We start from the raw sequence: 12,614 nt of genomic DNA on the forward strand, positions 1-12,614 counted from the left end.
TTATTTGCCTGATTATAATGTCTTTACTGATAGTGCTGTTAGTGTTTGAAAAATATCATGCATTTTCCTTTCTTAAGATATCCAGTCCTTCACGAACTATTTTCTGCAGTTCCAACTTAGATGAGCAGATAAATTCAGCCACTGCAAAATCTTCTGGTGCTACTTCATAAATGCCCAGTTCTTCCTGGCGGTCAATGTCGCCTGTAATAATGGCTTTTATAAGATAACTGGGATAGATATCCATAGGGAAGACACGCTCATATTCACTGCTCATGATCATGTGGCGCTCTCCACCCTTTATCCTGCAATCAAGGTCATATTGCTTATTTTTGCCAGACAACCAAGAGAAATAACTCTTATTTGTGGAAAAGTCATTGAAGCGAGGCATAATCCATCCGAGAACTTCATCCACATCGTCACCTTCCGGAATAACAGACACTTCTGTGGTATGAGCACCAAGGTATCCGTTCATTGATGATTTGCGTCCTACGAGTGGGTTCCCGTCTATAATACGTTGGTGCTTTTCTGTTTTATTGACATTGCCTTCAATCAAATCAGCCAAAGGCGCACCAATCAACGTTTCAATATATTGCGGCTGCTGAATGCCGGAACCTGCTATTGCGATGCGGCGAGTCAGATCAACTTTTCCTGTTTCGATGAGACGTCCTATGAAGATTACTTCTTCAGCACCAATAGTCCATACTACTTCACCTTTGTTGATGGGACTAATTTTATTGATGTGCACTCCAACATTACCAGATGGGTTGGGACCATTGAATACGCTGACTTCAGCATCATGAATGGGCATTATGTCTGTGTTAATCTGTTCTGGCGATATGCCGACATAAACACTTGCCAATTTACTCAGAGCCGAAATACCTGTTTTGAATGTGCTCTCCTGACCTTCCACTACGTAAGTGAAATCTGCTGCCAACGGCATCTTACTGAATGTTGACACAAAAATGCCTTTAGGTTCATCGTCAGGATTGGCAACGACATCGTAGGGGCGCTGTCGGAAAAAAGCAAACAAACCGGATTTAAGCAGCAAGTCTGACAAGTTTTCGCGAGAAATGTTGTTTAAGTCGATTTTTCCAAAGTCAACAATTGTCGATTTGTCATCTGCTTCAACTATTGCATGAAGAATTTTTCTTCTCTCACCACGAACGATGCTCTTGATAGTACCGCTTACAGGCGAAACAATGTTAATGCGTTCTGTAGCCTTGTCTGTAAAAACAGGCGTGCCGGCATCAACATGAGTTCCTTCCTTAGCCAATATGCGAGGAACAAAGCCATGGAAGTCAATGGGTGAAATGGCGTACTCCTTAGAAGTCAGAGTTTTACTGATACTTTTTTCAGCAACTCCTTTAAGGTTGATATCCAAACCTTTTCTAATCTTGAAAAGACGTTTCATTCGCTAAAAATATTATTTGCTCGCAAATTTAGCCAAAAAATATTAAAATAAGGTCTTATTGTTAAAAAATGTAAGTTTAGCATTTGATTTCACCTTACAAATATCAAATTTTGTTTTTTAAACTTCAAAAATTTCAAACAAAAGGGTAAGCAGCGCAAGCGCAGGCCGTGGTTCTCGCGCTCATGGGCGATTTCCTCTCGCGCCATCGCAGAAGAATGGCAAAAATCCGTCGGAGATTCTTTTGTCGGATTGTTCGATAATTTGGAAGAATAATTTTGCCATGTCAAATATTATCGCTATATTTGTGGTATGGGAGACGTACTTGTTATCATAGGAATCATTTTTGTGGTCTTAGCATCTATTGCTTGGCTGTTCACTTTGATACTCGCCATCTACACTGGCGAATACCAAAGGATTCAAAAAAGGTATGATGAACTTAAAAGAAATAAAAAATACGGAAGAGAACAATGGTGGGCGAGAAATTTTGGCACAACTGGTAAAAGCCCAGGTATAACAGACCCATGATGTTATAATAATTGTCTTTTTAAGAAAACTAATAATCGGTTTACTTTGCAAAATAAGTAAACTGATTTTTTTATGAATCAACAGGATATCCGTAATATCGTCATCAAAATGATGACGACGTGCAGAAGAAAATCAAAAACTTAGAAGCAGGCCACATTATTAACATCACCCACGGAGAAGATCTTTGAATTATTATTTAATCGTTGCAGAAAAAGTCAAATGAAATTCTTTCCAATCGCATGAGTTACGGTATTTGGTTTCAGAGTTTTTGGGAATATAGACTTCGATTGTCTCAGATTCATTAGAAAAATAAAACACACCATTTTCTATATGAAGCATAGAAGGTGGAGTGGGGCAATGGCAATAAATGGCTCTGAGCGAGATACAGTCATAGAATACTCCTTCGCCTATTTCTTCTACATTTTTACCTAAATGAACATTTCTGAGACCGGTACAATCATAGAAACAAAAGTATCCGATATGTCTCACTTGGTCGGGAATACGTATGTTTCTTAATAAACTGCATCCCTGAAATGCCCTGTCTCCAATGAATTTGACGTTATCAGACAAAATAATAGTGTCAAGCGAAGTTTGTTCCTGAAAGGCTGAAGCGAGTATAGTGTCCACACTCTCTGGAAGCACCACAGACAACAACTCACTATTATTTCCACACAGTGCATAGGATGCTATCGTAGAAGTGCCGGCTTTAACTACGCAATTCAGGTCTGGATTATATGCGGTTATGAGGGTCGTGCCTTTATATAATATGCCATTCTCTGTGAATAGTCTTGTCTTTCCTTTGTCAATATTGATTCTCTTAAGTTGAGGAGTTTTCCAGAAAGCACCTTCACCAAATTGCCTGACAGAATGCGGCAAATTGATTTCTTTAAGTGAGTCGCATCCCGAGAATGCATAATCGCCGATAGCACTGACAACGTAATTTTTGCCATTATATTTAATTGATGCAGGTATCTTTAAAGTGCCTGAATATGCCGTCCTTGGAGACATAACCACTTCGACTTCGCTTTGATTAAGTGTACGATAACAGATACCATTCTTCTCAAAAGTCTCATTGGAATCAGATACGTTTAATTCTTCTTGAGCAAATGCAAAAGAGTTGCACCAAGAAAATAATAGCGTATTTATAAAAAATACGAAGACTGTTTTATGTAACCTTAGAGATAGCATAAAGGAAGAGTTACCAACACCTGTTGGCAATTAAATAGTTTACAAAGTTATGCACACAAATGACATAAAGCATCTCCGCTTTGCTACATCATCCGTATGCATAACTTTCATACAATTATCATAAAATGCTCATATATAACCTATTGAAGGTGAGGCTATTTCCTAACTCTCATGCAAGTGTTGACAAAAAAGACTATCAGCAGCACATACATTACCAACGACAGAAGTTGTCCTAAACCACTATCAGCCCAGCCGTGTATGACAAGATCAACATTGAAGAACTGCAGTCCTGCACTGACTACACCCATCAGGGCACCTCCGGCAATAAAACCACTTGCAATAAGTGTTCCCCGCTCGCTGCGTGCATTGCTGAGCACACTGTCGTTGCCACGGTGTGTCACAAAGTGGTTGATACTTCCTCCGACAACAAGCGGCAGGTTAAGGTGCAAAGGAATGAACATGCCCAGCGCAAATGCCAAGGCTGATATGCCAAGTCTGTCAAGAATAATGGCTAATGCTGCACCTATGCCGTAATAAGCCCAAGGTGCATCGCCACCGGTCATAATGGGTTCAATAGTTGCAACCATGGCTCGTGCCTGAGGAGCGGCCATGACGTCTGTATTCTCTTCCGTAAAACCGTATGCTTGCTGGAGTATCATTATAACTCCGGCAGCAGTCGCTGCAGAAACGAGAATGCCTACAAATTTGAGACTTTCCTGCTTGGCTGGCGAAGAGCCGAGCCAATATCCAATTTTAAGGTCTGTTACAAAACTGCCAGCAGAAGATAACGCTGTACAGACAACTCCTCCCATTATAAGCGCGGCTACCATGCCATGAGTGCCCTGGAGACCAACAAGAACCATGATAAAACTGCTCAGAATGAGTGTCATCAATGTCATACCGCTCACTGGGTTACTACCTACGATGGCTATTGCATTCGCTGCCACTGTAGTGAAAAGGAATGTAATCACAGCAACAATCAAAATTCCAACTATAGTGAAAAGAAGATTGCCTTCCATCGGACCAAAAAAGAAGAACACAGTTGTCGCTATGATGGCCAAAAGGGTACCTATGCCAATAACTTTCATGGAGAGATCGCGTTGCGTGCGAAGTATCTGTTCATCAGTTCCCTGTTTCTTTCCAAACACCTGGCCTATTACGCTAAATGCACTCTTTATGACACCCCAACTCTTTATAATACCGATGACGCCTGCCATTGCTATGCCACCAATACCGATATTCTTGGCGGTGAAAAATATCTGGTCAGGAGTGGCGTTGCCTGCTAATATGCCATCTTTCACGGGAAGGTCAGGGAAGATGAGCCCCATGGCTGGTATGACAACCCACCATATCGTAACACTGCCCGCACAAATAATCAATGCATACTTCAGTCCCACAATATACCCCATGCCAAGCAGTGCGGCACCAGTATTCAGATTAACGGTCAGTTTCACTTTCTCTGCAATGAAAGCGCCCACTGATGTAGCCTGAGTGGTGATGGTCTCTGCCCATGCACCGAATGTTGCAATGGCAAAGTCGTAAATACCGCCTATTATACCAGCAACTAGCAAAGTTTTAGCCTGATTGCCACCAGACTCTCCTGACATGAGTACTTGTGTAGAAGCAGTAGCCTCCGGGAACGGGTATTTGCCATGCATGTCCTTCACGAAATATTTTCGGAAAGGTATCAGGAAAAGGATGCCAAGCACTCCTCCTGCACATGAAGCAAGGAATACTTCAAGAAAATTTACGCTGATGTCGGCATATTTATTCTGAAGAATGAAAAGTGCAGGTAAAGTGAAAATAGAGCCCGCCACAATCATACCCGAACAGGCACCAATGCTTTGGATAATTACATTTTCTCCGAGTGGGTCTTTGCGGTGGGCTGCACCACTAAGTCCTATGGCAATGATGGTGATGGGTATTGCGGCTTCGAACACTTGCCCCACTTTCAGGCCTAGGTAGGCAGTTGCAGCAGAAAAGATGACTGCCATCAATATACCCCAGAAAATCGACCACGGTGTAACCTCACGATAGGTCTTTTTAGGGTTCATTACCGGTTGATACTCCTCGCCTTGTTTTAGTTCTCTGAAGGCGTTTTCAGGTAATTTTGTTTGATTTGACATTTGTAGATATTTGAATTTTGTTAATTAAAGTAATTATTAGTCCATTCTGTCGCGATAGTCTTCGTATCTGAACGTTTTCAATATTTCAACATTTCCGTCTAAACGTTTAAGTCTGATATCGGGATGATCAATGCCATTGAACATGTTTGTCTTGACGGTAGTGTAATGAATCATATCCTCAAATATAATCTCATCGCCAACACGGAGTTCTTTGGGAAATCTCCAGAAACCCATATAGTCACCACTGAGACAACTGCTACCGCCTAACCGATAGATGCCATCTTCAGCCTGCATCGAAGGCTTTATTTCATTTGGTTGTAAAGTTTCTGCATTTGTCACTTTCGGCATATAAGGCATTTCGAGACAATCTGGCATGTGGCATGTGAAACTGACATTCAAGATCGCCGTTTTTATACCATGATTATGAACAATATCCACAACATTGCACACCAAATCGCCAGTCTGCCATGCGAAAGCACTGCCCGGTTCCATGATAATTTGCAATTCAGGGTGTCTGAGCTTGAATGTATTAAGCGTACGGACAAGATGTTCTATGTCATAATCTTCATGAGAGATAAGATGACCGCCACCCAAATTAAGCCATTCAATCTTATCAAGCCATCTGCCAAACTTATCTTCAATGTGCTGCAAGGTCCGCTCAAGGGCGTATGAGTTGCTTTCGCAATGATTATGGCTATGAAAACCGACAACACCTACGGGTAAATCATCCTCAAGTTGATCGGCGAGAATACCAAACCGAGAACCAGGCGCACAAGGATTATACAACTCTGTTTCAATCTCACTATACTCGGGATTTATTCTGATACCCATTGAGATTTTATCACGATATCCCTCTACCTGTTCCTTTAAAAGTTCGTATTGAGAAAGGCTATTGAATGTTATACACTTGCTGTATGCCAGAATATCCTTGAACGTGTCGCTCTCGTAGGCAGGGGAATAGGTATGTGCTTTGTTGCCAAACTCTTCATAAGCCAAACGTGCCTCGTATGGTGAACTTGCTGTGCAATGTGAAATGTATTCCCGAAATATGGGAAAGGTTTTCCAAAGCGCAAAAGCCTTGAATGCAAGGATAAACTCTACGCCCGTACGCTTTTCAATACTTTTTATCAGTTCGAGATTATTTCGCAGTTTCTTTTCTTCGAGCAAATAATATGGCTTCATCAAGAGTGATTTTGGCTGATTGAATATCAAAATCCGGCAGCAATGCCCAGGATACACCTTGCACATTGCTGCCAGAAATTATTTTGGCATTGTGACGGAAATTACATGATGCCGCGTTCACGGAGTTTCTTTTGCCAGTTCCAGGCACTTGAGAGTGCTTCTTCGAGTGTGTGAACGGCTTTCCAACCAAGCACTTTATTTGCCTTATCCACGTTGCCCCATACTTTCTCAATATCACCGGCACGGCGAGGTGCTATCTTGTAGTTTAATTTCACTCCCGTGCACTTCTCGAACGTGTTAATCAGTTCCATTACGCTTACACCGGTTCCTGTACCTACATTAAAGATTTCAACAGGATCAGAGTTCTTGCCGTCGAGGATGCGTGCCATAGCAGCAACGTGAGCCATTGCAAGGTCAACAACGTATATGAAGTCGCGGATACATGTGCCATCAGGTGTATCATAGTCATCACCGAAGACACTAAGTTGCTCTCTGACACCAATAGCGGTTTGTGTAATATAAGGAATCAGATTTGCCGGAACACCATTAGGCATTTCACCTATAATGCTTGATGGGTGAGAGCCTATTGGATTGAAATAGCGAAGAAGGATTGCACTGATAGGTGCACCGCTCTTGACAAAATCCTGGACAATTTCCTCATTTATCTGTTTTGTATTACCGTATGGGCTCTCTGCCACCTTGATTGGTGCTTCTTCAGTTACGGGCAGATTTTCGGGGTCAGGCTGACCATATACAGTACATGAACTCGAGAATATGATACCTTTTACATCATACTTAGGCATCAGTTTCAGGATATTGATAAGCGAAACTATGTTGTTTTCATAATACATCAGTGGTTTTTCAACGCTTTCGCCAACGGCTTTTGAAGCTGCGAAATGTATAATACCTTTTATGCCTGGATATTTTTGGAACACAGCTTCAAGTGCTTCGAGATTGCAGCAATCAACGTTTTCGAAAGCGGGACGTATTCCACTAATCTGTTCGATGCCATCAACAACATCTGCCTTAGAATTAGAAAGGTTGTCAACAATGACAACATCATAACCTGCAGCCTGCAGTTCAACTGTGGTATGGGATCCTATGAAACCTGTACCACCTGTTACCAAAATTCTCTGTTTCATTTTTGATAGAGTTTTTTTTTGTAAGTATAAATTTTTGGCGAAGTTAAGCATTTATTTTTATCAAATTGTATTTTTTAAGTTTAAAATTCTAATTTCTGCAAAATAGTGAGAAGTCATTTCCTATTAGCAGATTTTTAACTAATTTTGCTCATTAAATAAACACAGGGAATAAAAATGGCAAGTATCTTTTCTTTTTTCAAAAACAAAAAGTCAATACCACAAGAAACTAAAACAAACATTAAGGAGGAATTAGCCAACGAGAGCAACACAGAGGAAACGCCTCAAGACAACGTAAATGCAAGTTTAGAAGACAATCAAGAAACTGTCCGACAAAAATACGACGCACTAAGCATGAACGAACTCATCCTGCTATCGGAGACTGGCGACGCAGAGGCTCAGAATCGGCTAGGTTACTACTATCACACGGGAGAGAATGTTGACAAAGACCTCAAAACGGCAGTGATGTACTGGGAGATGGCGGCAAAACAAGGACTTGCCAAGGCGCAATCCAATCTTGCATCATGTTATATGAATGGGCAGGGTGTGGAGAGAAATCCTCAAAAAGCAATAGGCCTTTGGGCAGAAGCCGCAGGAAAGGGGTATGCACCTGCACTAACGGTAGTAGGAACCTTCTTCCTTCAAGGAGTGGCTTTTCCGCAGAATTTTGAGAAAGCCGTTGACTTACTGACGCAGGCTGCAGACCAAGATTATGCACAAGCACAGTATAACCTCGGGATATGTTACGAACAAGGACTTGGTGTGGAGCAAGACGATGCCGTTGCCGCAGAATGGTATCAAAAATCTGCAGACCATGACTATACTGATGCCCAATATAAATTGGGTAGAGCCTTTATCTTTGGAAATGGAGTAGAAGAAGACCATGTCAAAGGCATGGAACTCTTAAATAAAGCGGCATCGAAAGGACATGGCCGATCTATGGACATTTTAGCGTCATGCTATGAAAATGGACAGGGAGTGCCGCAAGACAGGGAACAGGCTTTGCTCTGGTATGAAAAAGCAGCCAAAGCAGGAGATGCATACGGACAATATCATCTTGCTTCAATCTATGCACAGGAGCAAGACATAGAAAAAAACGCAGAAAAGGCAGTTTTGCTATATGAAGCATCAGCAGAACAAGGACATGAACTTTCTCAATACGAATTAGGGAAATGCTATTTAATGGGCTTTGGCACACAAGTTGATGAAGACAAGGCACTGTTCTGGTTGCAGCAAGCCTTTTCACAAGGCAACGAAGAGGCTGAAAACTTGCTGAAAGAGAAAAATTGGATCTAAAATTGCACAAATGGCCTGATTGGTACGGTTTTTGTAACAATTAGTAAATTCATAATATAAAACACAATCTGAAATTTGACTTAAGGTCATAAAGTATCAATCATTCAAACACTATAAGAGAAATATATGAATTCACAAGATATGCCTCACAATCCGTTCTCTTTAATCGCTGATTATGAAGGCGATATCAAAGATTTGTTTAAGCAAGAGATAGGACAGACATTGCCCATACTGCCTTTGCGCAACATGGTTCTGTTCCCAGGTGTTGTTACTCCTGTCATGATTGGCAGGGAATCATCTATGAGGTTAATTGAATTTGCCCGGGATAAGGATGAGTTGATAGGTGTCGTAACCCAACAAGATGGCAACATTGACAATCCCAGAGAAAACGACCTGTTCAAAGTTGGTGTCGTAGCAAAAGTCGTTCGCGTCCTGGAAATGCCAGACGGAGGAGTTACAGTTATATTGCAAAGTTTTGGCAGATTTCGACTTTTGAATATTACAGATGTAAAACCATTTCTTTGGGCAAATGTCAAACCTGTAAAAGAAGTTTTACCTGGTGCAAACGACAAGGAATTTTCCGTAATGACAGATACTTGTCGGGACCTTTGTATAAAGTACCTTCAAACCAGCGATGCATTCAGAGAAGAGTCGTCCTTCGCCGTTAAAAACATCAGCAATCCCATTTTTATGGTGAACTTCATCTGTACAAATCTACCATTCGACTTGACAGAGAAGATTGAATTGCTTGAAGAGGGTAATCAGAAGAAACGCACATCAAAACTTATTTCCATACTATACAGGGAATGCCAGTATGCACAACTCAAGGAAAGCATACAAAACAAGACCCGTGCAGATCTTGACCAGCAGCAACGCGAGTATTTCCTTCAGCAGCAAATAAAAAACATTCAAAACGAACTCGGCGGAAGCGACAACGCAGATAGCAATGAATTGCGAAAAAAAGCCGAGAAGGCAAATATGCCACAAAATGCAAGGGAAATCTTTGACAAAGAACTGGCCAAACTGGAAAGGATTAACCCACAAGTACCAGACTACAACGTTCAGTTGAATTACCTGCAGACATTAGTTAGTTTGCCTTGGGGAAAGATGTCAAAAGACAATCTGAATCTCGTGAACGCCAAGAAGATTCTGAACAAAGACCACTATGGAATGGAACGCGTGAAAGATCGTATTCTTGAATATCTTGCCTCCATTTCATACCGAAAAACCATAAAAGCACCCATTATCTGTCTTTACGGACCTCCGGGCGTTGGAAAGACATCACTCGGTAAGAGTATAGCAAAGGCGCTTGAACGAAAATACGTCAGAGTAAGTCTTGGCGGAGTACACGATGAAGCAGAAATTCGAGGTCATAGACGTACATACATTGGCGCTATGCCAGGTCGGATATTGAAAAGTTTGATCAAGGCAGAAACCAACAATCCTGTCTTCGTACTTGATGAAATTGACAAAATTTCGCAAAACAACTACAATGGCGACCCGCAATCTGCACTTCTTGAGGTGCTCGACCCTGAGCAGAACAATGCATTCCACGACAACTTTCTCGACATAGACTATGACCTCTCAAACGTCATGTTCATTGCGACGGCCAACACACTGTCAACCATTCCTTCTGCCTTGCTCGACAGAATGGAAATCATTGAGGTGGAAGGCTACCTCACTGAGGAGAAGAAAGAAATTGCACGTCGGCACCTTATCCCAAAAGAATTGAAAAAATACAGGAAGGAATTGGCTGACTGCATTAAACTGCCGATGAAATCTATTGAATATATCATCGAGAAATATACACGCGAGAGCGGAGTCAGAGGTTTGGAGAAACAGATAGAGAAAATCGTAAGGAAAATCTCACTCAAGAAAGCGCTTGCCGAAGACGTCCCTCTTGATAGTAGTATCGATATCAAGACTGTCGAAACACTTCTTGGTAAACCGCCTTATAACAGAGATAAATACCAAGGAAATGACTATGCCGGTGTAGTCACAGGACTGGCATGGACCTCAGTTGGAGGTGAAATTCTTTTTATAGAGTCCGGGGCTTGCAAGAGCAAAAATCCAACGTTGACACTAACGGGAAACCTGGGGGATGTAATGAAAGAATCCGCAGTAATCGCACTCGAATACGTTAAAGCGCATGCCGCTGATTTGAGCATCGACTACCGCATATTCGAGCAATGGAGCATTCATGTCCATGTGCCGGAAGGCGCAACGCCTAAGGATGGTCCTTCTGCTGGCATTACGATTGCAACAAGCATAGCCAGTGCACTGACACAGCGAAAGATAAGAAAACAACTTGCCATGACCGGCGAAATCACACTGAGAGGAAAAGTGTTGCCCGTTGGTGGAATCAAGGAAAAGATTCTCGCAGCAAAACGTGCAGGGGTTACGGAAATCATCATCAGCAAGGAAAATGAAAAGGATATTGAAGAAATAAACGAAAAATACCTTGCAGGGCTTTCTTTCCATTACGTTGAAAACGTGAGCGAAGTCTTCGACTATGCACTATTGGACGAAAAGGTGGCAAGACCTATTGTTTTTGATGTCTCAAATAATGACAGTTCCAAAATTCTAAATAATTGAAATTCAAGTTACAACACACATCAGCGAATTCCTGTGCAAGGGCAGGTGAATTTACCACTGACCACGGAGTAATCAAGACGCCAATTTTCATGCCGGTTGGCACCGTAGGTAGTGTCAAGGCGGTGCATTTCCATGAACTGAAAAATGAGGTCAAGGCTCAAATCATTTTGGGCAATACGTATCATCTTTATTTAAGACCTGGTACAGAAATTCTGGAAACTGCCGGCGGGCTCCATAGATTCATAGGCTGGGACCGACCAATTTTGACTGACAGCGGTGGTTTTCAGGTGTTCTCACTTGCTGGTATAAGAAAACTTACCACAGAGGGATGTGAGTTCAGAAGTCATATTGATGGCAGCAAGCATTTCTTCACACCTGAAAGAGTTATAGACATAGAACGCGTCATAGGTGCAGACATTATGATGGCATTTGATGAATGTCCTCCTGGCACAGCAGACTATGACTATGCCAAAAAGAGTTTGTCTCTGACGCACGATTGGCTTACAAGGTGTTTCAAGAGATTTAACGAGACAGAGCCATTATATGGACATGCTCAGTCGCTATTTCCTATTGTTCAGGGATGTGTCTATAAGGATCTCAGGCAAGAAAGTGCGAGATATGTATCCCAGTTCGATGCAGATGGCTACGCCATAGGTGGGTTAGCGGTTGGCGAACCTACGGAGAAGATGTATGAAATGATAGAGGTAGTGAATGACATCTTGCCTATAAATCGCCCACGATATCTTATGGGTGTAGGAACTCCTCAAAATATTCTTGAAGCAATTGATAGGGGCGTGGACATGTTTGATTGTGTGATGCCCACAAGAAATGGACGTAATGCCATGCTTTTCACATCTCAGGGCGTTATCAACATGAGAAATGCCAAATGGGCAACAGATTTCACACCCATAGACCCCTGTGGAACAGCAAGTGTTGACCAAACTTGCACCAAGGCATATCTTCATCACCTCTTCAAAGCAAAAGAGTATCTTGCCTTGCAAATTGCAAGTATTCACAACCTTTCATTCTATTTATGGTTGGTTGGAGAAGCAAGAAAGCATATTATCGCAGACAATTATGCCAGTTGGAAAGCAGAAATGCTGGAAAGGTTGTCTGTCAGGTTGTAAAGCACTGACCAAATTACTGTATTTT

At 41.9% G+C, this 12,614-nt stretch carries 8 protein-coding genes; 3 read left to right on the forward strand and 5 right to left on the reverse strand.

Annotated features, from left to right (window positions below; all coding sequences use genetic code 11):
• Positions 1–55: 55 nt before the first annotated feature.
• From C7Y71_RS01510 to galE, 5 genes are all read right to left on the reverse strand, one after another.
• Complete coding sequence (locus C7Y71_RS01510; RefSeq protein ID WP_111897819.1) at positions 56–1,411, reverse strand: Na(+)-translocating NADH-quinone reductase subunit A; 1,356 nt, start codon at positions 1,409–1,411, stop codon at positions 56–58.
• A gap of 717 nt (positions 1,412–2,128) precedes the next feature.
• Entirely contained in the window at positions 2,129–3,154 is a 1,026-nt protein-coding gene (locus C7Y71_RS01520; RefSeq protein ID WP_146739357.1) for a leucine-rich repeat domain-containing protein, read from the reverse strand.
• Positions 3,155–3,279: 125 nt separating this feature from the next.
• Positions 3,280–5,250, reverse strand: a complete 1,971-nt coding sequence (locus tag C7Y71_RS01525; RefSeq protein ID WP_111897816.1) for an OPT family oligopeptide transporter — start codon at positions 5,248–5,250, stop codon at positions 3,280–3,282.
• 36 nt (positions 5,251–5,286) lie between these two features.
• Positions 5,287–6,432: a carboxynorspermidine decarboxylase gene (gene nspC, locus C7Y71_RS01530; RefSeq protein ID WP_111897815.1), complete on the reverse strand. Its 1,146-nt coding sequence runs from the start codon at positions 6,430–6,432 to the stop codon at positions 5,287–5,289.
• 101 nt (positions 6,433–6,533) lie between these two features.
• The gene (gene galE / locus C7Y71_RS01535; RefSeq protein WP_111897814.1) at positions 6,534–7,574 is read right to left on the reverse strand and encodes a UDP-glucose 4-epimerase GalE; all 1,041 of its coding nucleotides are present in this window, start codon (positions 7,572–7,574) and stop codon (positions 6,534–6,536) included.
• A 174-nt stretch (positions 7,575–7,748) separates the two neighbouring features.
• On the opposite strand from galE, the gene C7Y71_RS01540 reads away from it, so the two are divergent.
• From C7Y71_RS01540 to tgt, 3 genes are all read left to right on the forward strand, one after another.
• Positions 7,749–8,867 (forward strand): SEL1-like repeat protein, encoded by a 1,119-nt coding sequence (locus C7Y71_RS01540; RefSeq protein ID WP_111897813.1) that lies wholly within the window; start codon positions 7,749–7,751, stop codon positions 8,865–8,867.
• A gap of 126 nt (positions 8,868–8,993) precedes the next feature.
• Positions 8,994–11,462, forward strand: coding sequence for an endopeptidase La (lon, locus tag C7Y71_RS01545; RefSeq protein WP_111897812.1), 2,469 nt, complete (start codon positions 8,994–8,996; stop codon positions 11,460–11,462).
• On the forward strand, positions 11,459–12,589 hold the full coding sequence (gene tgt / locus C7Y71_RS01550; RefSeq protein WP_111897811.1) for a tRNA guanosine(34) transglycosylase Tgt: 1,131 nt from the start codon (positions 11,459–11,461) through the stop codon (positions 12,587–12,589). Before lon ends, tgt begins: the two co-directional genes overlap by 4 nt.
• The last annotated feature ends 25 nt before the right edge of the window (positions 12,590–12,614 follow it).

Origin of the sequence: Pseudoprevotella muciniphila (assembly GCF_003265305.2) — a bacterium.
In the GTDB taxonomy this organism is placed as follows: Bacteria; Bacteroidota; Bacteroidia; order Bacteroidales; family Bacteroidaceae; genus Alloprevotella; species Alloprevotella muciniphila.